Raw genomic sequence first — 22,410 nt, 5'->3', positions numbered from 1 at the left:
CGCTCACGGTGACGCTCGGGACGGGCGGGAACGCGCCTAATGCTTCTTCCGTGTGTCGACGGCGACGAAGAGCGCCCCGGCCCACGCCGCGTCCCGGTGGGAAACGAGCCGGACGGCCAGCTGGTCACCGCCGCGCCGCAAACCGCCGCTCAGATCGAACACATCGGAGTCGTAGCCGAGGGTGTTGACGTACGCCGGTACACGCGCCGCCGGAGCCTCCCCCGGCTCGCTGATCGTGGAGTTCAACACATCGTCGGATGGGTTGACCGCGTCCGTGAGCGCGGTGGCCGTCCGGTCACCGGTCGAGAGCATGAGCGAATCACCCGTTCGGCCGCGGTCGCCGTCGTACGCGACGAGCCCGACCCGGCCGCCCGCGCCCCGCGGAACGGCGAGCCCGCGCAGCCGGATCTCCTGGCCGGCGGGGGAGCCGAGGGTGTCGAAGCCGTCCCAGACGGACAGGTCTCGCAGCGGCTCCGCCGGGTTCTCGTAGGCCACGACCAGCGTCCAGCCGCCCCACGCGCCGGCCCCCGAACGGCCCATGGCCACGTTGATCTGGGCGACCGTGTACAGGCCCTGGCCGCTCGCGCGCACCAGTCCGGTGACGTCCGCGGAGGCCTGGAAGGCGTCGGCGCCCTGGGCCACCTGGTGGCCGACGACCGTGTCCGCGAGGACCGCCTTGTACTCCCCGCCGGGCTCGGCGATCAGCACCCGTCCGTTGTCCTTCGGCGGCTTCTGCTCGCCGACGCGCAGATTGCCACCCCAGTACAGCCGCGCGTACGACACCCGCGCGCCCTGTGGCAGCCGGACCTCGGCGCGGGAGGAGTTGTAGGTGTTCGGGTCGCGGTCGACGTCGACGTAGAACATGTCGAAGTCGTTGTTGACGGCGCGTCCGCCCCGGCGCACGGCGGGACAGGCGGGCGCCGCCCTGCCCGTGGGCGTGGTCGTGGTGCGGCAGCTGATGGCGGCGTTGGCCGCGCGGACGATCCCGCCGTGCTGTGTCGCGTGGAAGCGCTGTGTGAAGGCGAGTCGCTGTGCCTCCGCGGCGGGCGGGGCGCCGGAAGCCCGGGCGCCGCCGGGTGCCCAGAGGGCGGCGAGGGCGAGAACGCCCACTGTCGTGCGGCGTAGCAGCGGACCCAGGGAATTACGCATGACCGGCGGTGCCCTTTCGTGCGATTTGCTTGCTATAGGCGTGCGTCGGATGGGGCGCAACTCTAGCCGCTGTCCGGATTAATCCGTAGAAACCGGACATGTGTGTCGGGATGGTGAAGCCGGGCTCGGGTGACATCACTCATTCGGCGGCACAACTCCCGCAGGGCCCGCGCGTTGACTTCAGCGCCGGGCATCCCCGCCCGGGTGTTTGTGTCAAAACCCCAAGGAGCACCTCTCCATGTCGCGTATCGCGAAGGGCCTGGTCCTGACCTCCGTTGCCGCCGCGGCCGTCGCCGGCGCCTCCGGCATCGCCGCCGCCGACAGCGGCGCGAACGGCATCGCCGAGCACTCCCCGGGCGTGCTGTCGGGCAACGTCGTCCAGGTTCCCGTGCACATCCCGGTCAACGTCTGCGGCAACACGATCAACGTGATCGGCCTGCTGAACCCCGCGTTCGGCAACACCTGCATCAACGACTGACGTCTCCCCCTCCTGAGGTCATGACACGTCTTTCGCCGAACGGCCGCCCTCCCGCCAGGAGGGCGGCCGTTCGCGTTCCCGCGAGCGCCATCGAGGCTGCTGACCCGAATGGGGGGAGGTGGCCCCGACACGCTCGGTGGACCTTGACAGGCCTTCTCACCAGGGGTGATGCGGGCGGACCGGGCGAGGTGACGTCACGCAAAGCGATCGATCTGTTGCGGAGAGCGACCGTCGTTTGCACGGTGGGAACGAGACCCGACGCAATCGAAAGGAATTCCCCATGCGTGGTCTGCCCGTACGGCGTATCGCTTCCACCGCACTTTGCGCCACCCTCGTCCTCGGCATCGCCGCCCCCACCGCCATGGCGGTCGACGGAGCCGCTGCCCGTGAGCGCACCGCCGCGGCGCCGCATGCGCCCGTAGCCGGCACCGACGCGCTGCTCGCCCAGGCCAAGGGCCTCGGCGAACTCGGCACTGTCCTCACCCCGGTGGCCAACCTGCTCAACAGCGTCCTCAAGGCCGAAGACGGTCAGCTCACCGCCGAACAGGCGACCGAGCTGGGCGACGCCGTCAAGGCCGCCGTCGCCAAGATCGCGACGGCGACCCCGACGACGCCGGCTACCCCCGCCACCCCGGAGACCCCCGCGACTCCGGCCGACCCCGAGGCGGAGACGCCGGCCAAGCCCGCCGACCCGGCGGCCGAGGTCCCGGCCAAGCCCGCCGACCCGGCGGCCGAGGTCCCGGCCAAGCCCGCCGACCCAGCGGCCGAGGTCCCCGCCAAGCCCGCCGTGCCGGCCGAACCGGCGGTCGTACTGCCGGCCAAGCCCGCGGCGCCCGCCGAGCCCGCTGCCGCGGTGCCGGCCAAGCCCGTGCTCAGCAAGGGCGGTGACGACGCCAAGGCGAAGGCCGCCGCCGACCCGGTCTCGGACGCCGTCGCCGCGCTGGACAAGGCGGTCGCCGCCCTTCTCGCGGCCGCGACGTCCCTCGACGTCAGCCAGGTCGTCCCGGCCGTGAGCGGTGTGGTGTCCGGCCTGCTCGACCTGGTCAGCGCGACGCTGGCCGGGGCCGGTCTGACCCTGCCCACCCTGCCCGCCGAGGCCCCGGCCGCGGCGGTGCCCGCTGTTCCGGCGGCGCCGGTCGTTCCGGCGGTGCCCGCTCTGCCGACCAGCTGACGGTCGCTCGCTCCCGATTTCCGCACCCCGGCCCTCCGCCGGGGTGCGGAAATCTTTTGCGCACACGGTTTCCGCATCCGGCGGGGCTCGTTAGGCACGACGTCAGAATTTCCCTGGTGACCCGATGCGCCGATGCGCCGATGCGCCGAGTGGTCGGGTCGCCGGGCCGCCGAAGAAAGGAATCCGATGAAGTCCCTGAAGGCTGCCGCTGTCGTTGCCGGATCCATGGTCCTCGCCGGTGCCGCCGTGCCCGCGTTCGCGGCCCCCGCCGACCTCACGCCCACCAGCCTCAACGGTGCCGTGGACACCCTCGCCAAGGGGCCCATCAACCTGGAGGACGCGATGCCGGTCCAGCACCAGTCGGACGCGCTCGACACCGAGAACAAGGACTCCGTGCTCAGCACCCTCAAGGGCGCGACGGGCGCCCTCAACAGCCACAACGCCCTCCTCGGCGGGCTGCCGCTCCAGGGCTGAGACGCCTTTCCGAAAAGGGCCGGCCCCGTCACCGACGGGGCCGGCCCTCGGCGTTGTTCGAGGCGGGTCGAGCGGCGCGTCCCTCGTTCGTGTGGAGCAACGCACCGGCGTCCCCCGGTCGGGTGAGAACACGCCCGACCGACCTCCGGCCCGCCGATAGGGTCGCGCGGTGACCTCAACCCCAAGCGCAACCCGCCCCTTCCGCGTGGCCGACCTGGGCACCCTTGTCGTGATGCCGTGGAGCGGCGAGGCTCCCGACGGCAGTGACATGCCCTACCTCCTCGCCTACTCGCTCGGTGACACCCCGGAGGGCCCCGAGGGGACCGCCCTCGCCGTCGCGCGCCTGCTCACCGACAACGGCATGCCCATCGGTGGGGACGTCGTCGACGGCACCGAACGGCCCAGCCTGCCGTTCACCCTCCTCGTCGAGTCCGGCGCGGCCGTCCTGAACATGCCGAGCCTGAACGCCCAGTGCCTGCCGCCGCAGGAGTGGCTCGCGGCCGTCGAGCAGCGCGGCTACGCCTACCTCGTCCTCACCACCCGCGCCTGGCCGCAGGCCACCCCCGGCCGGGCCGTCACGCCCGAGGAGCTGGCCGCGTTCGCGGGTGCCGCCGAGACCCTGACGGCCGCGGCACACATCGTCCTGCCCGCTCGCCGACTGCGCGGCTGATGCGCCGGCCGCGCCCGGCGCCCGCGGGCGGCGGCCGCGCGTTCGCCCTGCTGCTCGTCCTCACCGGTGCGGCCGGGCTGCTGGCGGCGTGGGTCATCACCCTCGACAAGTTCCGCCTGCTGGAGGACCCCGGCTTCACCCCCGGGTGCAGCCTCAACCCGGTCGTCTCCTGCGGCGGCGTCATGACGAGCGACCAGGCCTCGGCGTTCGGGTTCCCCAATCCGATGCTGGGTCTGGTCGCCTACGGGACGGTCGTGTGCGTCGGCGTGAGCCTGCTGGCCGGCGCCGCCTTCCCGCGCTGGTACTGGCTGACCTTCACCGGCGGCTGTCTCTTCGGCGTCGGGTTCGTGTCCTGGTTGCAGTTCGAGTCCCTGTACCGGATCAACGCGCTGTGTCTGTGGTGCTGTCTGGCATGGATCGCCACGATTCTCATGTTCTGGTACACCGTCTCGTTCGTCGTCCGCCACGCCTTCCTGCCGGCCCCGGCCGGGGTGCGGAACTTCCTCGCCGAGTTCACCTGGGTGCTGCCGCTGCTGCACATCGCGGTGATCGGCATGCTGATCCTGACCCGATGGTGGGATTTCTGGACGAGCTGACCATCCGCCGGTCGTACCGATATGGCCGTAGCACTATTGCGGCACTCGGGGGAATTGTGAACTGATGACGATTTCCGGCTCGTTACCCGGTACGGACGCAACGCCCCCCGAACCCCTCCGAAAGGGCCCGTACCCGAGATGAAGTCGACCACCCGAGGAACACTCGCCGCAGTCATCACGTGTGTGGCGGCCGCCGCCGGTGCCGCCGCCTGCGTGACCCCCGCCGCCGCGATCGGCACGGTGCCCGTTCCCGTACCGCTCGACGGCGTCGAGAAGTCCCTCAACGTGGAACTGCCCACGATCGGCGGCGAGATCCCTCTGCCGACGCCGGGCGCGCCCGAGGGGCCGCGCTTCGTCGAGGGCCGGCTCATCCCGGAGCGGGTCGTTCCGCAGCTGCCCGTCGCCGCGGGGCTGCCCGGCGTGGGACTGCGCGCTCCCCTGCCGGAGATCCTGGGAAGCGAGTTCAACCACCTCGGCCTCGACGCCCCCGCCTCCGACCTGCGCACGCTGAGCCCGGGCCTGACCCTGGACGCCCCGCTGACCGCGCCCAACCCCGACCGCTTCGGCCTGCCGGACCTCCAGCTGCCCCAGGCGGGAGTGATCACTCCGGTGCTCCAGGCGGTACCCGGCGCGAACCTCGGTGTGAGCGAGGGGCTCTAGCCTCCCCGGCGGGCGAACCGCCACGAACCACGGGCCCGGACGCCGTCGTCCGGGCCCGTCGCCATGTCCGAATCCGCGTCCCCGGCGGACTGTTCGGGAGCCGGGCGGTGACCAGGAGGGCCGCCGGGCGGTTACCCCCGTGGAACCGCTACGGAAAGCCGCTACTGAACCGCCACAGAAACCCGCACGGAAACCCGCACAGAAACCGCTACACAACCCGCTACCGACAGCCGGGCCGGATCAGCGGACCGGGCCGGCGCACCGGACGAGGAGCACACCATGGTCGTCAGCGTCGACGGAGTACCCATGACCGCAGGGCCGGTGGTCACGGGCAGACCCGGCACGGCGCACGGCACACGGCGACGGGACCTGCTGCGCGGGCTGTTCGGCGCCGCCGCGGCCCTCGCGATCGTCCCCGTCGTCACCGCCTCCCGGCCCTCGCGCCCGGCGGACGGCGGCCCTGCGGATTCCTTCGACGAGACCTACCGGGGCCGGCACCTCCACGGCGTCCTCGCCTCGCCGGGGCACGCGGCGGCGACGGACGTCCGGTGGGACATCACGGTCGACGGTCGCCCGCTGCACCTCATGCGCCGTGCCGACGGCACCTGGCTGAGCATGGTCGACCACTACAGCTCGTACGCCACCCCGCTGGAGGCGGTCCGGGCCGCCGTGGACGGCCTCGGCCCGGGGGAGCGGCTGCGCGAGGCGGACCCGGAACACCATCACCCGCACATGGGGGGACACCATGGCCTACACCCGTAAGGACGTCAGCACCCTCACCGGCGCGGAACGACGGCGCTTCGTGAAGGCGTTGCTGGAACTCAAACGCAGGGGCGAGTACGACGAATTCGTCCGCACACACATCGACTACTACGTGTCCGACGGCGACGGAGGCCTGCGGACGGCCCACATGGCGCCCTCCTTCCTGCCCTGGCACCGCAGGTTCCTGCTGGACCTCGAGCAGGCACTGCGCCGGGTCGACTCCTCGGTGACGGTGCCCTACTGGGACTGGACGCGCGACCGCAGCGCCACCGCCGCGCCCTGGACCAAGGACCTTCTCGGCGGCAACGGACGGCGCTCCGACCACCAGGTGACGACCGGGCCGTTCGCCTACGCCACCGGCGACTGGACCATCAAGGAGAACGTGACCGACGGGAGGTTCCTCACCCGGGATCTCGGCCGGGCCGCCGCCCCGATCGGCCTGCCGACGCGGAGCGACGTGGACCGGGCGCTTCAGGACCCCGTCTACGACGTCGAGCCGTGGGACTCGACGGTCACCCGGGGTTTCCGCAACAAGCTGGAGGGGTGGGGCACCGGCTCGGGCAGCGCCGCCTGGCGCAACCACAACCGGGTGCACCGGTGGGTCGGCGGGCTCATGCTCGGCGGCGCCTCGGTCAACGACCCCGTCTTCTGGCTGCACCACGCGTTCGTCGACCTGCTGTGGACCCGCTGGCAGAGGAGGCACCGCGAACACCGCTACCTGCCCGCCGAACCACCGGGGCCGACCAGCCGCCAGTACCGTCGGGTCGTCGCCCGGCAGGAGAAGCTCCCGCCGTGGGACGTGACCCCGGACCAGCTGGAGGACGTGTCCCGGATCTACCGGTACGCGTGAGCGGGTCGGGGTGAGCCCGTCGCAGTGAGCCCGTCGTGGTGCACCGCACGCGTGGCGTGGTGAACCGCACGCGGACAGGGGGAGAGCCCCGGCGCTCGAGGTGCCGGGGCTCTCCTGACGGTACGTACGCGGGGTACGACCGGGGTGTACGTACGAGACGTACGGGGTGAAGCTCAGCCGCCGTAGCCGCCGCCGTGCTTGTCGTCGTGCTGGTCACCGTGCTTGTCGCCGTGCTTGTCGCCACCCTTGTCGTGGTCGCTGACGTTGGCGCAGGTGTTGCCGAAGGCCGGGTTGAGCAGGCCGATGACGCTGACGCTGTTGCCGCAGACGTTGACCGGGATGTTGATCGGAACCTGGACGACGTTGCCCGACAGGACACCCGGCGAACCCACGGCCGCGGCCTGCGCACCCGCGTCCGCCATGGCCAGGCCGGCTCCGCTGACCACCACGGCGCTGGTGCCGAGGGCAACAGCGGCCACCTTCGCGATGCGAGACATCACGTTCTCCTTAGGGGATCGATTCATGCGGCGGCAGGGGGCGCCGTCGCACTCCCCGTTCAACGCCCACACCGTGAGCGGGTCACGGGGCGTTCGGACGGATCACCCTTTTTGAACAGGACGGCCGTACAGCCGGGTGGCTAGTGCGACGGGAGGTTCGTCGCGACGAAGTCGGTCAGGGTGGCGATGGACTGGAGGCTGTCCAGGCTCAGGTCCAGCGCGGCCACGTCGACCCCGTAGCGCTTGTCGATCGTGCCCAGCAGGGTCACACCGGCCAGCGAGGTGAGGCCGATCTCCGGGCCGAACAGGTCGGTGCCGGCGGGGAGTTCCGCGACCACGGCCTGGTCCAGACGGGCCGCTTCGGCGATCAGCGAGCGGAGTTCCCGTTCCACCGTGGCCCGCCCTCGGGTGTCCGTCACGCTTCGGCGTCCTCTCGGTCGGATACGTGCAGCCATGCGGGCGACCCGGGCAGGTCGCCCTGAAGCGTCCTGCCCAGGACCGCCGAATCCGCGGCGGTGGCGGGGCCGGCGCCGGGGGTGATGTCATCCGTACGGCGCAGACCCGCCTGGCGGAGCAGGATGCGCATCTCCAGGTTGGCGTCCGTCGGGCGCAGGGTCACCCGGAACTCCTCGGCGCCGGCCTCGCGGGCCCGCTCCATCAGCCGGAACAGGAAGGCCGCCGCCGCGCCCCGGCCGGCCACCCGGCAGGAGAGCGCCAGCAGCGGGACGGACCAGGTGGCGGGGGCCCCGACGGGGGTGACGCGGTCGGTGCCGTGCGCGCGCTCGACGAGGGCGGCGCCGATGATGCCGTACTCGCCGAAACGGTCCGTCATACGGGCGGTGTACAGCTCGTGCCCGTCCGACGAGGCCAGCTCGCGCAGACGGTCGGGGGTGAGCCCCGAGGAGTTCAGCCGGTGGGTGCGGGCGGCGAGTTCCAGCGCGCGCGGGATCTCGTCGGCGGTGGCCGCGCCGACGGTGAGACGCATGTCGCACCAGCGCAGGAACTCCTCGCGCGAGCCCTCGAAGCGTTCGCCCTCGGCCCGGCGGGTCTCCTCCGTGCGGTAGCGGCGCACGCGTTCGCGGGACTCGGCGGTGACCTCCCGGCCCTCGAACGCGGCCAGCAGCGCGGGCACGTCCTCGGGCGCGAGGGTGCGCACGCCCGGGAGCAGGGCCTCGACCTCGGCGCGCTCGTACGGCGAGTCGTCGACCAGCACGAGGGCCTCCACCGCGATGCCGAGGTCCTTCGCGATCCGGCGGAGCGCCTCGCTCTTGTCCTGCCAGGACACCTGCGGGGCCAGGAAGCGCGCCCGCACCTCCGGCACGGCGTCCAGCCGGTCGAGCACCGAGGGCGCGCTGCGGCTCGCGATGCTGCTGAGCACACCGCGGGCGGCCAGGGCGTCGATCGCGGCGAGCGTCGCGGGCCGGGGCGTGGGCAGGTCGTCGGTGGCCGACTCGACGGCGATCTCGTCCCACAGGGTGCCGTCGAGGTCCCATACGACGCACTTGACGCCGTCGGGATCGAAGCGGTCCGTGAGGCTCATCGGGCGCTGTCCCCCTTCGGCTCGCCCTCCGGGAGGAACAGCTTCATCGACAGGCTGGTGGGGTCGAAGCCGAACTTGCGGTACACCGTGCGCATCGGGACGTTGCCCACGTGCACTCGGCCGACGACCTCGGTGATGCCGTTGGCCAGGCAGAACTCCAGACCGGCGGTGAGGAGGAGTTCGGCGACGTCGCTGCGGTTGTCCACCGGGGACACCGCCAGCGAGCGGAAGTTGGCGTAGCGGTCGCCGGTCATCGCGTTCTGGTTGATGCTCACCCAGCACCAGCCGACGGGCTCCTCGCCCGGACCGTCGGCGACGATCATGCCCTCCTTCGACTTCTCCATGGCACGGCCGAGGCGGGAGGCCCACCGCGCGGGGTCGTCGATGGCGTCCTCGCCGAAGGAGACCCGGGCGATCTCGGCCTCGAACCGTCCGATGGCCGGCAGATCACGCTCGTCGGCCTGACGGGTGACGTACGGCCGGGCCCGCTCGGCGAGGCCGGCGCGGTCCTCGTCGGTCGGCGGGCGCCAGCCGGAGGTGCGACCGACGGGCGTGGCGGGAGCAGCCGCCGGCGTGGCGGCCACGGCGTCCGGTGCGAGGGCCGGGGCGTTGCGATCCGTGGCCGGGGTCTCGGCGGGAGCCGGAACCTGCCGGGGAAGGGCTGCCTGCCGGGCAACGGCCGCAGGTTGCTCCGCCAGGGTCGTCGGATCCTCCGCCGGGACCAGGCGGCCGGGGCGGAAGGGGCCCTTGCCGCAGTTCGGGCAGCCCTCCGCGCGCAGGGCGGCGACCGCGGTCCAGCGGGCGCCGGGCCCGACGCGGAACCGGGCGTCGCACGCCACGCACGTGTACTCGCGCTGCCGGGTCCGCTTGTCGCCCGTATAGAGGGGGCCGCTGAACTCGCCCTCGTGGGAGGGAGCCGTCGAGGTGGTCGTGAGCAGATGCTGGAAGAACCCGACACCGCCGAGGATGCCGCTGCCCTCGTACTCGTTGAAGTTACGGACGAAACCGTTGGTGACCAGGCCGAGCCCCATGATCTCCCGCTGCACCTCCAGCATCTCGTCCGGGCTCTTGCCGCCGAAGGAGAAGAAGACACTGTGCGCGGGGCCGGGCCGGAGCCCCTCCACGGCACGGGACAGGAAGAGGCGGGCGCCTTCGGCCGTGTACGGCGGGTCCGTCATGGCCACGTCGTGCTGCTCGAGGAGCTCGGCGGGCAGCGGCAGGCGCAGGTCGTGCTGGACGGTCTCGACCCGGGTGCCGAGGCCGGCCGACACCTTCCGGATGTAGTCGAGGATCTCGGCGGAGATGTCCACGACGGTCACCTGCTCGACGATCGGACCGCCGAGCACATCACCCACCACGGCGACGGCCAGGGAGATCAGGTCGTCGTCGCCGATCAGCAGCAGGGAGCCACCCGGCAGGGCGCCCGCGGTGAGCAGCGCGAGCACCCGGCGCACCTTGGTCTCGGCCGTGCAGTGCGACTGGTCGATCGCCATGTCGGCGGCGGGACCCGACTCCATGAGGGCGCGCAGCCGCCGTACGGCTGCGTCCAGGACGTCGGGGATCACGAGCTCGCGCCCGTCACAGGTGGTGCAGGTGGCGTCGAGGGACAGGTCCATGCCCAGCTGGGCCACGAGGTCCAGACCCGCCTCGGTCAGCCGGGACGGACGCTGCGTGGTGACGAACCCCCGGCGGCGCAGTTCGTTCCCCAGGGCGGCGACGATCGGCACGGGCAGGCCGGTCGCGCGGCTGAGGTCCTTCGTGGAGGCGGGCGCCAGACGGCGCAGCGCCCGCAGGACGGACCGCACCCCGGGCGGGCCCTCCTGGAGCCGGACGGCTTCCGCGACTTCCGTGAGCACGGAATCCGCAGTGGTGCTCCGAGGGTGCCGACGCGCGTTCGTCACAATGCTGCTCCAGGCAAGCTGTTTGGTGGATTCCGGAACTATCGAGTATACGGGCTGGTGCGCAGGCCCCCGGACCCGCTCGGACACCGAGGAATCGACGGAAAATCGACGGCGAATCGACGGCGAATTGAGGGCAAATCAACGACGAAAGAAGGACGATGAAAGGACGGAGAGGCGGCACGGAATTCGAGCGGATGAAGTGAACTCGCGCAATGTGCTGAGCGGTACGCTGATCGCCGTTCCGCCCGGTGTTCCGCCCCTCGTTCTGTCCACGATTCTGCCGGCTGCCCTGCCCGCTGTTCCGTCCGCTGTTCCGTCCACTGGGGAGTGGTCATTCTTCCGGCTGTTTCACCTCTTGTCGGAGGGGAGGTTCGCGGATGGATTCCTCGAAGGGGTGCGGTGGGTTTTCGGACGATTCCGCCGCGCCCCCTCCACTGCCCTTGACGCGGTGCACGCGCGAGCCCTTGAGCGCCCCGGATGCTACGCTGGGCACCATCGAGCGCCGTCTACCGGCCTCGCAACCTTCCCCTTTGGCCGCGCGGACCAGCGCAGATCTATGTGAAAGGAGACGGGGGCAGCGGTTCGTCACCCCCGGTTCCCCATGACCAACTCCGCCAACCTCGCCACCGAGGGTATAAACGTCGACGATCTGTGCTCTTATGCCGTCGATGTATGGGTGAGCGACCACAGCATCCTGACCGACGAAGAGCGCCTTCTCCAGGTGCTGCGTACGGCCGCCGAAAAGGGAAACGCCACGGTCCTCGGCGAGGCGTCGCACGTTTTCCCCAACGGTGCCGTCACCGCGATTCTCCTGCTTTCCGCGTCGCACCTGAGCATTCACACCTGGCCCGAATTCAGCCTGGCCAATGTCGACCTGCTCGCCTACGGCCGACTGAACGGCGAGCGGATGATGCAGAGCGTCGAGCTCGGCCTTTCGCCGACGCGGATCAACGTGACGCGTATGCTGCGCGCGGTTCACTGACCTGATTCGACCGGTTCGACCGGTTGAACCGGTCGGGCCTCACAACCACCCCGACAGCGACTCGACGAAAGCGTCGAAACGGTCCCGGTGGATCGCATGCGGTGCGTCGGGCACCGTACGCACCTCGAAACCGCGCCGCACCAGTTCCGCCCGCATCTCCGCGCTGACGAGCATGCTCGGGTCCGAAGCCTGGACGAGAGAGGGCACCAGAGCCTTCTCCGGCGTGTGGTCGATGTGCCGGTGCGTGGAGAGCGCGAGGGCCGTCTGCTCGTCCCAGCGGTCGAGTGCCTGCCGCTCGGCCACGGCCCGCTTCTCGAGGCGTTCGTCCAGCTCCCCGCGGTGCGTCGGGCGGGAGAGCGCGGCGAGGGCGCGGGACGAGCGCTTGAAGAGTGTGAAGAGGGCCGGGTCCAGAGAGCCGTGGGCCCCGGCGAGCTGCCAGGCGGGTTCCGAGTAGACGGCGCGGGCCGGTTGCAGCTCCGCCACCGCGAGAGCCAGGGCCAACGCGCCCAGCGAATGGCCCAGCGCGACCTCCGGGGCGGTTGGCAGCGTCTCGAGGAGATCCTCGGCGAAGAGGCGGGGCTCGTACTCCCCGCGCGCGCTGGAGCCGTGCCCGCGCAGGTCCACGGCGAGGACGCGGTAGCCCCGTCCGGTCAGGACCGGGACCAGCTCGTGCCACGTGCGGTGGTCGGACATGATGCCGTGAACGAGGACGGCGACGCGCTCGCCCGTTCCCCACTCCTGTGTGTGCAGTCGCATGCGGCTGCTTCCTCGTGGTGGTGTGGTGTGAGCAGGAGTGAGTGTAAGGCGCGGGCTGATCATCGAACCAGGACGAGGCGCAGTGACAGGACACCCGGTGCAGGTGTGGTGGGCCCGTCTGGAGGACGCCCGGCCGGGTCTGCGGACCCTTCTCGACCCCGTGGAACACGCCCGGTACGAGTCGACCGTCGACCCCGCGGGCAGGGGGCGCTTCCTGGTGGGCTGCGCCCTCAGCCGCCTGGTCCTCGGCGAACTGCTCGGGCTGCCCCCGGCGGAGGTCCCCCTGCGCCGGGTGTGTCCTCGCTGCGGCGGACCGCACGGCAAGGTCCACCTGCACCGGGCACCCCTGTCGGACGGCCCTCCGGCCACCCCACCGCTCCACGACCTCTCCTTCTCCGTCACCCACAGCGGCGCGCTCATCGGCGTCGCCGTCTGCCGGGGCGGGGAGGTGGGCCTCGACGTCGAGGAGTCCCACGCTGACGTCGACGTCGACTCCGCCGCGCGCGCAGCCCTGTCCGACTCGGAACTCACCGCGCTGTACGCCCGCCCGGCAACCGAACGGCAGCCCGCGTTCCTGCGCACCTGGACGCGCAAGGAGGCCGTGCTCAAAGCGCTCGGCGTGGGGCTGGGCGTACCGCTGCGCGAACTGGAGGTGTCCGCCCCCGAGCAACCGCCGGCCGTCCTCGGCTGGCCCGGCCGACTCGCCACCCGTCCCCCCACGAGCATGGCGGACCTCTACGTCGACGGAACGCATCCCGCGGCGGTCGCGGTGGCTGTCACGGGGGCGGTGGCGGTGCCGGTGGCTGTCACGGGGGCGGCTGAGGAGCCGGGGGAGGGGCCGGGGGAAGGACCGGTGAGTGGACCGGGGGAGGGGGAGCCCGGCGGGGTGCGGGTCGCCCTGCACGACGGCTCGAGGCTGCTGGCGTCGTACAACCGCTGACACCCGACGACTTCCGGCCCTCGTCGTCGACCACCCTTCCGCGGTGCCCTCGGCGGGCCAGAGACCCGGCCAGACTCCGCGCAACCACCGACGCGAATCACCAGCAAAAAAGCCCTCCCGAAGGGAGGGCGGAGACTTGCGCCCCCGGCAGGACTCGAACCTGCGGCCAAGCGCTTAGAAGGCGCCTGCTCTATCCACTGAGCTACGGGGGCCGGGTGTGGTGGCCTCGTACATGCTGCCCGGGTGTGGGCTGATCCGTGACGTTGCCGGGGACAAGGATAGGGCTCCCGGTTCCTTGTCCCGGTTGCTTCCCCTCCGTGGCTCAATGTGGAGGTTCGGTGAAGCGGTCCTGATAATCGCAGGCAGGTGCGAATCGTGCATCGCTTTTCGCGTCCGGGGCGACGGGTGTTGTGCACTCGTTATGCCTGCGCTGTGCCTCTGTCCCAGTCGTACCTTTCGTCCCTTGTGTCCTATCGGCGCGCAGACATGCCTATATGCTTCATAAATCCCCTAAAATTGGGCATTCTTCGCATGTGGTGACCTTGGACGTACGGCCTCAGCTGCTCGACGCACTTTCCGCCCTGCGCGACCGTGTCGCCGCCGCACGCTTCCCGCTTCCCCTGGCGGGAGCCCCACGCGCGCGTGCCAACCGCGACGAACTGCTCGCCCAGCTCGACGACTATCTGGTGCCCCGGCTCAGGCAGCCCGACGCGCCGATGCTGGTCGTCGTGGGTGGCTCCACCGGCGCCGGCAAGTCGACCCTCGTCAACTCCCTGGTGGGCCAGCGCGTCAGCGAGGCTGGCGTGTTGCGGCCGACGACCCGGACGCCGGTGCTCGTCTGCCATCCGGAGGACCATCACTGGTTCAGCGGCATGCGGGTGCTACCGCGGCTCACGCGCGTGTGGGCGCCTCACCAGGAGTCCTCGGAAGACCTGTTGCTGCCCGGCGAGGACGGCAGACACGTACTGCGGATCGAGACCGCCGACACCCTCCCGCCGGGCCTCGCCCTCCTGGACGCACCCGACATCGACTCCCTCGTCGCCGACAACCGGGTGCTCGCCGCCGAGCTGATCTGCGCCGCCGACATCTGGGTGATGGTGACGACCGCCGCCCGATACGCCGACGCCGTGCCCTGGCACCTGCTCCGCACCGCCAAGGAGTACGACGCCATGCTCGTGACGGTCCTCGACCGCGTACCGCACCAGGTCGTCTCCGAGGTCTCCCGGCAGTACGGCGCGCTGCTCACCAAGGCCGGGCTGGGCGACGTACCGCGCTTCACGGTGCCGGAACTGCCCGAGTCCGCCTGGGGCGGCGGCCTCCTGCCGGCCACCGCCGTGGCGCCGCTGCGGAACTGGCTCGTCCACCAGGTCCAGGACCCGGGCTCCCGCCACCGCGCCCTGGCCCGTACGGCCCAGGGCGTTCTCAACTCCCTCAAGGCCCGGATGCCCGAACTGGCGGGAGCCGCCGCCTCGCAGTACGCCGCCGCGCTGCGCCTCACCTCGGCCGTCGACACGGCGTACGACACCGAGTACACGCGCGTGCGGGGCCGTCTCCAGAGCGGCGCCGTGCTCGCCGGCGACGCGCTCAAACGCTGGCGGGCCTTCCCGTTGGACTGCACCGCGGGTGAACTCCTCGACGCCTTGGTGGAGAGCCTCGGCGCGCTCCTGCTGTGCGCCGTCACGGCCGCCGACGAACGCGTCGACGACGCCTGGCGGCGCGAACCGGCCTCGGACGCACCGGAGCTGACGGATCGGGATGCCTCGCCGGAGAGCACCGAGCACCGCATCGGCCTGGCCGTACGACGGTGGCGGCGCGAGCTCGAGGAGTACGCCGAGGACGAGGTGCGCGGCCTCGAACGTGGTGTGGCGCCCGATCCCGAGTCGGTCGCCGCCCTCGTCGCCACCGCGCTGCTGGGCGGTCGCAGGGCGCGTTCGGCCGGCGAGGGGCTCGCGGAGCGGATCGGCGCCCACGGGGCGCTGCGGCTGCGCGACCGTGCCGGACGGCTCCTCACCGAACACCTCGACCGCGTGCTGCACACCGAACGCGAGCGGCGCCTCGCGCCCCTCGACGGGCTCGAAGTCCACGCCGAACCCCAGGCCGAACTCATTGCCGCGCTGTCCGTACTTCAGAAGGAGAGGTGACCGGTGACCGCCGTCACTGACCAGGACCACACGGACAACGACCAGACCGACAACGATCAGACCCGCAACGATCAAACCGACAACGATCAGGCCCGCAACGCTCACGCCGGTATCGACCGAACCGACAGTGACCAGAGCGGCAACGGCCGTAAGAACAGCAAGAGCAGCAAGAGCAGCAGGGATCCGGTGCGGACGGAGAACAGCGGCCTGGGGGCGGGGCAGAACCCGGGATCCGGAGAGCAAGCGCAGCCGCAGCCGCAGGGGCGTGGGCAGGGGCAGAATCGGGCGGAGTCTGAGTCTGAGTCTGAGTCTCAGTCAGAGGCAGAGGCAGAGGCGGGGAACGGCGGTATGGCGGAGAAGGCTTCCAAGCTGCCCGCGAAGGCCTCCCGTGGAGGCGCCCGTTCGGAACCGGGTAGAGGACCAGGCGGGTTGGTACCAGGTAGGTCGGGATCAAGTGGTCCGGGATCAAGTGGTCCGGGATCAGGCAAGTCGGAAGCGGGTGGGTCGGAAGCGGGTGCGGACTCCGTCGGGGCCTGGGACGACGGGCTCATCGCCCGTCGTGTGAGCGAAGCCTCCGCCGCCGAGCAGGCCGCCGTCATGGAGACCCGGGTCGGCGGTGGCGGCGGGAACGCCCTGCCGTCCGCCCCGCTCACGTACGACGGGCCCCTGCGGTCCCGGCTCGACGCGCTGCGTGAACTCGTGGGGCTCTCCCGCGCCCGGCTCGACAGCCGGACGCTTGCCGAGGCCGGCCGGGTGCTCGACGAGGCGGCAGCCCGGCGCAGGCTCTCCGGTCAGCACACCGTCGTCGCCCTCGCGGGCGCCACCGGCAGTGGCAAGTCGCAGTTGTTCAACGCCCTCGCCGGAGTGAACATCTCCGAGACGGGCGTGCGCCGCCCGACCACCTCCGCGCCCATCGCGTGCAGTTGGAGCGACGGTGCGTCGACCCTCATCGACCGGCTGGGCATCCCGGGCCGGCTGCGTCGGCGTCCGGTGCAGAGTCAGGACGCGGAGGCGCAGTTGCGCGGGCTCGTCCTGATCGACCTGCCCGACCACGACTCGGCGGCCGTCCAGCACCGTGAGCAGGTCGACCGCGTTCTGGCGCTCGTCGACGCCGTCATCTGGGTCGTCGACCCCGAGAAGTACGCCGACGCCGTGCTCCACGAGCGCTATCTGCGGCCCATGGCGGGTCACGCGGAGATCATGTTCGTCGTCCTCAACCAGGTCGACCGGCTGCCCGGTGAGGCCGCCGAGTTGGTCCTGGACGACCTGCGACGCCTGCTCGACGAGGACGGCGTCGCCCTCGGCGAGTACGGCGAACCGGGCGCCACCGTGCTCGCCCTGTCCGCGCTCACCGGCGACGGCGTCGGTGAGCTGCGCGAAGTGCTCGGCCAGTTCGTCGCCGAGCGCGGCGCCGCGGGCCGGCGGATCGCCGCCGACGTGGACGCCGCCGCGTGGCGGCTGCGCCCCGTCTACGCCACCGGGCGGCGCACCGGGCTCAGCGAGGAGGCGCGGGACGAGTTCGCGGACCGACTGGCGGACGCCGTGGGCGCCACCGCCGCGGGCGAGGCCGCCGAGCGCGCCTGGCTGCGCAACGCGAACCGGGCGTGCGGGACGCCGTGGCTACGGCTGTGGCGGTGGCAGCAGGACCGGCGTGACCCTCCGACCGGGCGGCTGCCGGCCCGCGCCCCTGCCGACGAGGAGGCCACGGCCCGGCAGCGCGTCGAGCAGGCGGTGCGCACGGTGTCCGAACGGGCCTCGGCGGGGCTGCCCACGCCGTGGGCGCAGGCGGTGCGGGAAGCGGCCGTACGCGGTTCTCACGGGCTTCCCGAGGCGCTGGACCAGTTGGCGGCGCGGGCCGGGCTGCCGCCGGGGCGGCCCCCGCGGCCGGGTTGGTGGCCGGTGGCCGTGCTGGCGCAGGCGGGCATGACCCTGCTCCAGGTGGTCGGCGGGCTGTGGCTGCTCGGACAGATCGTCGGGGTGATGGCGCCGAACCTCGGGGTTCCGGTGCTGTTGATGGTGACGGGCATCATCGGCGGTCCGCTCGTCGAGTGGAGTTGCCGGCTGGCGGCACGGGGACCGGCCCGGCGGTACGGGCAGGACGCGGAGCGCCGGTTGCGGGAGGCGGCGGCCGGGTGCGGCCGGGCCCGCGTACTGGATCCCGTCGCCGCGGAACTGCTGCGGTACCGGGAGGTCCGGGAGCAGTACGCGCGGGTGACGGGGGTGGGAGCCGCCGCGCGATGAGGTGCTGTGGGTGATCCACAGGGAGTGATCTCAGGTGGTGGTTCCGCAGAGGGTGCCCTACAGGTGGTGACCCTCAGGCGGTGCTCCACAGGAGTGCTCCACAGCGGGTTATCCGCGGGGAGCGGGGCGTGGATCACTCGTCCGGGTGGTGGAGTTTTCCACAGGTGGTGGACGGTCCACAGCGCTCGGCGGGCCCGGTCCGACGGAGGCAGTCTGGCTTCACGGCGATCGCGACGGACGCGGTCGCCGGGAGGCGGTGACGGTACGCGGTGCGAGAGCCGCGGCCGTCACGGCGGACGCAACCGTGCGGGACGGGCCCGTACGTGTATCCGGGCGGGGCCACCGCCCGGCGAGGAGGGGTTCACGATGAACGAGACGATGGTCTGCGCGGTCGGCAACGTGGCGACGCAGCCGGTCTACCGGGATCTGGCGGCGGGTGCGTCGGTGAGGTTCCGGCTGGCGGTGACCTCGCGCTATTGGGACCGGGAGAAGGGCACCTGGACGGACGGGCACACCAACTTCTTCACGGTGTGGGCCAACCGGCAACTGGCCACCAACGCGTCGGCCTCGCTGAACGTCGGCGACCCGGTGATGGTGCAGGGCAGGCTCAGGGTACGTACGGAATCGCGTGAAGGACAGCAGAGCTGGACGTCTGCGGACATCGACGCCGTGGCGATCGGCCACGACATCTCTCGGGGCACCTCCGCCTTCCGGCGGTCGGGCCGGCCCGAGCCGATGGCCGTCGGCTCACCGGCGCGGCCGGAGCCCGACTGGGAGACACCGGCCGCCGATGCCGCCGAACCGGAGCCGGAGACCCCGCAGAGCAGGCATCGCGAGCCGGTGGCGGTGACGTGAGCCGGTCGCGGTGGCGTGAGCAGGTGACGTGAGCCGGTCGCGGTGGTGTGAGCAGGTGACGTGAGCCGGTCGCGGTGGCGGTGACGTGAGCTGAGGGGCGACACGGAGCGAGCGGTGCGGCGCGGTGCGGGTGGGGCAAGTGCGCTGTCATGCGACGGACCGGTGACGGTGCGTCAGGTCCCGGCCCGCGCCGGTGCCGACGGGTCTGCCGCTTGTCGGCGCATGCGCTTCGGGCGCTCAAGCGGATTTGTCGACAAGTCGAAGCTCGGGACGATCTTGGGGATAACGATTCCGAGTCGGATCGGCGATCCGATGAGATGACCGGTAAGCGTGGTGCGCGACGTCTCTAGGATGCCGGACGTGGCTCACGGGGCTTCTGATTCTGCTGGTGGGACCCGTACCCCCCACATCAACGGGTCCTGCTCGAAGGGGAATTGCGTGATTTGTTCGTTCTCCGCGTCGTTCGTGCGCGGGCGCGGGGCGGTCCGCGTCGCCGTGGCGGCGATGGTGTCCGGCCTCGTCGCCGTCGGTGTGATCGCCGGCGCCGGCGCGGCTTCCGCCGCCGAGGTGACACAGAGTCAGGGCGGCGCCACGGCGACGATGGGCGGTCTCAAGACCTACGGCGCCGCGGTGATCCACGCCGACGGCGGCGACCAGGAGGTCTCGGCGGGCCTGTTCGAGATGTCCGTCGAGGGCGGCGGCACCTTGCAGACCTACTGCGTCGACCTGTACAACCCCACGCAGAAGGACGCCAAGTACCAGGAGACACCCTGGAGCGGCACCTCGCTGGGAGCCAACAAGGACGCGGGACGCGTCCGTTGGATCCTCCAGCACTCCTACCCTCAGGTGAACGACCTGGCTTCGCTCGCGGACAAGGCCGGCATCGACGGCGGTCTCAGCGAACAGGACGCGGCCACCGGCACCCAGGTGGCCATCTGGCGCTACTCGGACGGCGCTGACGTCGACGCCGTCGACCCGCAGGCCGAGCGGCTCGCGGACTACCTCCAGAAGGCCGCCCGCCCCGTGGCGGAGCCCAAGGCGTCGCTCACCCTCGAGGCGCCCGCCGTCGCCGGTCACCCCGGCGAACTGCTCGGCCCGGTGACCGTGCACACGAACGCGAGCGGCGTGACGGTGACACCTCCGCTGGACGCCGCCACCAGCGGTGTACGGATCGTCGGCAAGGACGGCAAGGTGGTCACGTCCGTGACGGACGGCAGCCAGCTGTTCTTCGACGTGCCGGCCGACTCGGCCGACGGCTCGGCCGAGCTGACCGTCCAGGCCTCGACCACCGTCCCCGTCGGCCGTGCCTTCACTTCCGAGAGTCGCAGCCAGACCCAGATCCTGGCCGGCTCCAGCGAGTCGACGGTGGCGGCGACGGCGAGCGCCACCTGGGCGGAGCAGGGCGCGATACCGGCACTGTCCGCGGCGAAGGACTGCGCGAAGACCGGAGTGGACATCACGGCCGTCAACCAGGGCGACCAGGTCTTCACCTTCGAGCTGATGGGGACCGAGTACACCATCCCGGCCGGTGCCTCCCGGACGGTGACGATCCCGCTCCAGGAGGACCAGGCCTACGCCTTCACGATCAACGGCCCGCAAGGCGTGGAGAGCCGCTTCACCGGTGTCCTGGACTGTGAGACCCAGGCGGATGAGGCCGAGGGCCTGACCACCCAGACCCTCGTCGAACCGAGCCCGGCCACCGTCGGTGGCACCTCCACCACCGACGACACCAACCTCGCGGCGACGGGCGGCACCAGCGCCACCCCCCTCATCGCCGGCACCGCCATCGGCCTGGTGGTCATCGGCGGAGCGGCCCTCCTGCTCCTGGGCCGCAAGGAGAACGAGACCAACCACTGACCTGGTCCGCGCGGGCGGGGGCGGCGGGCGGGGACGGCGGGCGACGCGGCGGTGCTCCCGGCACGTGATCGAGGGTGACGGGCGCGTCGTCGGTGCCGGCTGTGAAGCCGCAGCTCACGGGCCCCCGACCGAACGGGTTAACACCCAGGGGTGGACCTCAGGCAAGATGGGGTGTATCTGCCCACCTGCCCACTGCCAGATTTCAAGCTGCCGGACGGTTTCTCTTGGCTGAGTACATCTACACCATGCGCAAGACGCGCAAGGCACACGGCGACAAGGTCATCCTTGACGACGTAACGCTGAGCTTCCTGCCCGGCGCGAAGATCGGTGTGGTCGGGCCCAACGGTGCCGGTAAGTCCACCGTTCTGAAGATCATGGCGGGGCTCGAGCACCCCTCCAACGGTGACGCGTTCCTGTCGCCCGGCTACAGCGTCGGGATGCTGCTCCAGGAGCCGCCGCTCGACGAGTCCAAGACCGTTCTGGAGAACGTGCAGGACGGCGCGGCCGAGATCATGGGCAAGCTCAAGCGCTTCAACGAGGTCGCCGAGCTGATGGCGACGGATTACTCCGACGCGCTCCTCGACGAGATGGGCAAGCTCCAGGAGGACCTGGACCACGCCAACGCGTGGGACCTGGACACCCAGCTGGAGCAGGCCATGGACGCCCTGGGCTGCCCGCCCGGCGACTGGCCCGTCACCAACCTCTCCGGTGGTGAGCGCCGCCGCGTCGCGCTGTGCAAGCTGCTGCTCGAGGCCCCCGACCTGCTGCTGCTCGACGAGCCCACCAACCACCTGGACGCCGAGTCCGTGCAGTGGCTGGAGCAGCACCTCGCGAAGTACCCCGGCACCGTCGTCGCCGTCACCCACGACCGGTACTTCCTCGACAACGTCGCCGAGTGGATCCTGGAGCTCGACCGCGGTCGTGCCCACCCCTACGAGGGCAACTACTCCACCTACCTCGAGACCAAGGCGAGCCGTCTCAAGGTCGAGGGGCAGAAGGACGCCAAGCGTGCGAAGCGTCTGAAGGAGGAGCTCGACTGGGTGCGGTCCAACGCCAAGGGGCGTCAGGCCAAGTCCAAGGCGCGTCTCGCCCGCTACGAGGAGATGGCGGCCGAGGCCGACAAGATGCGGAAGCTGGACTTCGAGGAGATCCAGATCCCGCCGGGCCCGCGTCTGGGCTCCATCGTCGTCGAGGTGAACAACCTCTCCAAGGCCTTCGGCGAGAAGGTGCTGATCGACGACCTCAGCTTCACGCTGCCGCGTAACGGCATCGTCGGGATCATCGGCCCGAACGGCGCCGGCAAGACCACGCTCTTCAAGATGATCCAGGGACTCGAGGACCCCGACTCCGGGTCCATCAAGGTCGGCGAGACCGTCAAGATCTCGTACGTCGACCAGAGCCGCGAGAACATCGACCCGAAGAAGTCGCTGTGGGCCGTGGTCTCCGACGAGCTCGACTACATCAACGTCGGGCAGGTGGAGATGCCGTCCCGCGCGTATGTCTCCGCGTTCGGCTTCAAGGGCCCGGACCAGCAGAAGCCGGCCGGTGTGCTCTCCGGTGGTGAGCGCAACCGTCTCAACCTCGCGCTCACCCTCAAGCAGGGCGGCAACCTGCTCCTCCTCGACGAGCCGACGAACGACCTCGACGTCGAGACGCTGTCCTCCCTCGAGAACGCGCTGCTGGAGTTCCCCGGTGCGGCCGTGGTCGTCTCCCACGACCGGTGGTTCCTGGACCGGGTCGCCACCCACATCCTCGCCTACGAGGGTGAATCCAAGTGGTTCTGGTTCGAGGGCAACTTCGAGTCGTACGAGAAGAACAAGGTCGAGCGACTGGGTGCGGACGCCGCGCGCCCGCACCGCGCCACCTACAAGAAGCTGACCCGGGGCTGAT

The 22,410-nt window shown here is 71.3% G+C and carries 21 protein-coding genes and 1 tRNA gene; 15 read left to right on the top strand and 7 right to left on the bottom strand.

Translation table 11 applies throughout. The annotated features are described in order from the left end of the window. Positions 1-36 precede the first annotated feature (36 nt). Positions 37-1,149, bottom strand: a complete 1,113-nt coding sequence (locus QF030_RS16265; protein ID WP_307163397.1) for a DUF3344 domain-containing protein — start codon at positions 1,147-1,149, stop codon at positions 37-39. 238 nt (positions 1,150-1,387) lie between these two features. Here QF030_RS16265 and chpG point away from each other — a divergent pair, with 238 nt between their 5' ends. The 8 genes from chpG (at position 1,388) to QF030_RS16225 (ending at position 6,810) form a co-directional block, all read left to right on the top strand. Beyond that, positions 1,388-1,627 (top strand): chaplin ChpG, encoded by a 240-nt coding sequence (gene chpG, locus QF030_RS16260; RefSeq protein WP_062648359.1) that lies wholly within the window; start codon positions 1,388-1,390, stop codon positions 1,625-1,627. A gap of 280 nt (positions 1,628-1,907) precedes the next feature. After that, positions 1,908-2,798, top strand: a complete 891-nt coding sequence (locus tag QF030_RS16255) for a hypothetical protein (protein WP_307163396.1) — start codon at positions 1,908-1,910, stop codon at positions 2,796-2,798. Between the two features lie 186 nt (positions 2,799-2,984). Then, complete coding sequence (locus QF030_RS16250) at positions 2,985-3,272, top strand: hypothetical protein (RefSeq protein ID WP_307163395.1); 288 nt, start codon at positions 2,985-2,987, stop codon at positions 3,270-3,272. A 169-nt stretch (positions 3,273-3,441) separates the two neighbouring features. After that, positions 3,442-3,942 (top strand): DUF5949 family protein, encoded by a 501-nt coding sequence (locus tag QF030_RS16245; protein ID WP_307163394.1) that lies wholly within the window; start codon positions 3,442-3,444, stop codon positions 3,940-3,942. Continuing rightward, a complete protein-coding gene (locus QF030_RS16240) occupies positions 3,942-4,538 on the top strand; it encodes a vitamin K epoxide reductase family protein (protein ID WP_307163393.1) in 597 nt (198 codons plus the stop codon). The genes QF030_RS16245 and QF030_RS16240 overlap by 1 nt, the downstream gene beginning before the upstream one ends. 138 nt (positions 4,539-4,676) lie before the next feature. Continuing rightward, complete coding sequence (locus QF030_RS16235; protein WP_307163392.1) at positions 4,677-5,198, top strand: hypothetical protein; 522 nt, start codon at positions 4,677-4,679, stop codon at positions 5,196-5,198. A 279-nt stretch (positions 5,199-5,477) separates the two neighbouring features. Further along, complete coding sequence (locus tag QF030_RS16230; protein ID WP_307163391.1) at positions 5,478-5,960, top strand: tyrosinase family oxidase copper chaperone; 483 nt, start codon at positions 5,478-5,480, stop codon at positions 5,958-5,960. After that, positions 5,944-6,810, top strand: a complete 867-nt coding sequence (locus tag QF030_RS16225; protein ID WP_307163390.1) for a tyrosinase family protein — start codon at positions 5,944-5,946, stop codon at positions 6,808-6,810. The genes QF030_RS16230 and QF030_RS16225 overlap by 17 nt, the downstream gene beginning before the upstream one ends. Positions 6,811-6,983: 173 nt before the next feature. Here QF030_RS16225 and QF030_RS16220 read toward each other — a convergent pair whose 3' ends face one another. From QF030_RS16220 to QF030_RS16205, 4 genes are all read right to left on the bottom strand, one after another. Continuing rightward, positions 6,984-7,307: a chaplin gene (locus tag QF030_RS16220; RefSeq protein WP_307163389.1), complete on the bottom strand. Its 324-nt coding sequence runs from the start codon at positions 7,305-7,307 to the stop codon at positions 6,984-6,986. 140 nt (positions 7,308-7,447) lie between these two features. Next, a complete protein-coding gene (locus tag QF030_RS16215) occupies positions 7,448-7,726 on the bottom strand; it encodes an acyl carrier protein (protein ID WP_307163388.1) in 279 nt (92 codons plus the stop codon). Further along, positions 7,723-8,847: an HAD-IIIC family phosphatase gene (locus QF030_RS16210; RefSeq protein WP_307163386.1), complete on the bottom strand. Its 1,125-nt coding sequence runs from the start codon at positions 8,845-8,847 to the stop codon at positions 7,723-7,725. The genes QF030_RS16215 and QF030_RS16210 overlap by 4 nt, the downstream gene beginning before the upstream one ends. Continuing rightward, positions 8,844-10,703 (bottom strand): GNAT family N-acetyltransferase, encoded by a 1,860-nt coding sequence (locus tag QF030_RS16205; RefSeq protein ID WP_307163385.1) that lies wholly within the window; start codon positions 10,701-10,703, stop codon positions 8,844-8,846. Before QF030_RS16205 ends, QF030_RS16210 begins: the two co-directional genes overlap by 4 nt. A gap of 646 nt (positions 10,704-11,349) precedes the next feature. Here QF030_RS16205 and QF030_RS16200 point away from each other — a divergent pair. Continuing rightward, positions 11,350-11,730 (top strand): S-adenosylmethionine decarboxylase family protein, encoded by a 381-nt coding sequence (locus tag QF030_RS16200; protein ID WP_079662176.1) that lies wholly within the window; start codon positions 11,350-11,352, stop codon positions 11,728-11,730. A 39-nt stretch (positions 11,731-11,769) separates the two neighbouring features. On the opposite strand, the gene QF030_RS16195 is transcribed toward QF030_RS16200, so the two are convergent. Then, complete coding sequence (locus tag QF030_RS16195; protein ID WP_307163384.1) at positions 11,770-12,486, bottom strand: alpha/beta fold hydrolase; 717 nt, start codon at positions 12,484-12,486, stop codon at positions 11,770-11,772. Positions 12,487-12,568: 82 nt separating this feature from the next. On the opposite strand from QF030_RS16195, the gene QF030_RS16190 reads away from it, so the two are divergent. Further along, on the top strand, positions 12,569-13,426 hold the full coding sequence (locus tag QF030_RS16190; RefSeq protein WP_307163383.1) for a 4'-phosphopantetheinyl transferase family protein: 858 nt from the start codon (positions 12,569-12,571) through the stop codon (positions 13,424-13,426). A gap of 139 nt (positions 13,427-13,565) precedes the next feature. On the opposite strand, the gene QF030_RS16185 is transcribed toward QF030_RS16190, so the two are convergent. After that, positions 13,566-13,638, bottom strand: a tRNA-Arg gene (locus QF030_RS16185). A gap of 321 nt (positions 13,639-13,959) precedes the next feature. Here QF030_RS16185 and QF030_RS16180 point away from each other — a divergent pair. The 5 genes from QF030_RS16180 to ettA all read left to right on the top strand — a co-directional run bounded on the left by QF030_RS16180 (position 13,960) and on the right by ettA (position 22,409). Beyond that, entirely contained in the window at positions 13,960-15,567 is a 1,608-nt protein-coding gene (locus tag QF030_RS16180) for a dynamin family protein (RefSeq protein WP_307163382.1), read from the top strand. Positions 15,568-15,915: 348 nt separating this feature from the next. Next, positions 15,916-17,808, top strand: a complete 1,893-nt coding sequence (locus tag QF030_RS16175) for a GTPase (RefSeq protein WP_444875789.1) — start codon at positions 15,916-15,918, stop codon at positions 17,806-17,808. A 366-nt stretch (positions 17,809-18,174) separates the two neighbouring features. After that, positions 18,175-18,663: a single-stranded DNA-binding protein gene (locus QF030_RS16170; protein WP_307163380.1), complete on the top strand. Its 489-nt coding sequence runs from the start codon at positions 18,175-18,177 to the stop codon at positions 18,661-18,663. Between the two features lie 438 nt (positions 18,664-19,101). Next, the gene (locus tag QF030_RS16165; RefSeq protein WP_307163379.1) at positions 19,102-20,520 is read left to right on the top strand and encodes a TQXA domain-containing protein; all 1,419 of its coding nucleotides are present in this window, start codon (positions 19,102-19,104) and stop codon (positions 20,518-20,520) included. Positions 20,521-20,744: 224 nt separating this feature from the next. Continuing rightward, positions 20,745-22,409, top strand: coding sequence for an energy-dependent translational throttle protein EttA (gene ettA, locus QF030_RS16160; RefSeq protein WP_307163378.1), 1,665 nt, complete (start codon positions 20,745-20,747; stop codon positions 22,407-22,409). The last annotated feature ends 1 nt before the right edge of the window (position 22,410 follow it).

Origin of the sequence: Streptomyces rishiriensis (assembly GCF_030815485.1) — a bacterium.
Taxonomy (GTDB): domain Bacteria; phylum Actinomycetota; class Actinomycetes; order Streptomycetales; family Streptomycetaceae; genus Streptomyces; species Streptomyces rishiriensis_A.
Note: the sequence above shows the minus strand (reverse complement) of the source record. Positions and strands in the feature narration are given on the sequence as shown.

Bases quoted from the DNA above. Each gene is read 5' to 3' on its own strand.
- chpG (WP_062648359.1), top strand. From the start codon at position 1,388: ATGTCGCGTATCGCGAAGGGCCTGGTCCTGACCTCCGTTGCCGCCGCG.
- QF030_RS16225 (WP_307163390.1), top strand. From the start codon at position 5,944: ATGGCCTACACCCGTAAGGACGTCAGCACCCTCACCGGCGCGGAACGA.
- QF030_RS16240 (WP_307163393.1), top strand. From the start codon at position 3,942: ATGCGCCGGCCGCGCCCGGCGCCCGCGGGCGGCGGCCGCGCGTTCGCC.
- QF030_RS16175 (WP_444875789.1), top strand. From the start codon at position 15,916: ATGGCGGAGAAGGCTTCCAAGCTGCCCGCGAAGGCCTCCCGTGGAGGC.
- QF030_RS16265 (WP_307163397.1), bottom strand. From the start codon at position 1,149: ATGCGTAATTCCCTGGGTCCGCTGCTACGCCGCACGACAGTGGGCGTT.
- QF030_RS16220 (WP_307163389.1), bottom strand. From the start codon at position 7,307: ATGTCTCGCATCGCGAAGGTGGCCGCTGTTGCCCTCGGCACCAGCGCC.
- QF030_RS16200 (WP_079662176.1), top strand. From the start codon at position 11,350: ATGACCAACTCCGCCAACCTCGCCACCGAGGGTATAAACGTCGACGAT.
- QF030_RS16230 (WP_307163391.1), top strand. From the start codon at position 5,478: ATGGTCGTCAGCGTCGACGGAGTACCCATGACCGCAGGGCCGGTGGTC.
- QF030_RS16255 (WP_307163396.1), top strand. From the start codon at position 1,908: ATGCGTGGTCTGCCCGTACGGCGTATCGCTTCCACCGCACTTTGCGCC.
- QF030_RS16250 (WP_307163395.1), top strand. From the start codon at position 2,985: ATGAAGTCCCTGAAGGCTGCCGCTGTCGTTGCCGGATCCATGGTCCTC.
- QF030_RS16210 (WP_307163386.1), bottom strand. From the start codon at position 8,847: ATGAGCCTCACGGACCGCTTCGATCCCGACGGCGTCAAGTGCGTCGTA.
- QF030_RS16195 (WP_307163384.1), bottom strand. From the start codon at position 12,486: ATGCGACTGCACACACAGGAGTGGGGAACGGGCGAGCGCGTCGCCGTC.
- QF030_RS16170 (WP_307163380.1), top strand. From the start codon at position 18,175: ATGAACGAGACGATGGTCTGCGCGGTCGGCAACGTGGCGACGCAGCCG.
- QF030_RS16235 (WP_307163392.1), top strand. From the start codon at position 4,677: ATGAAGTCGACCACCCGAGGAACACTCGCCGCAGTCATCACGTGTGTG.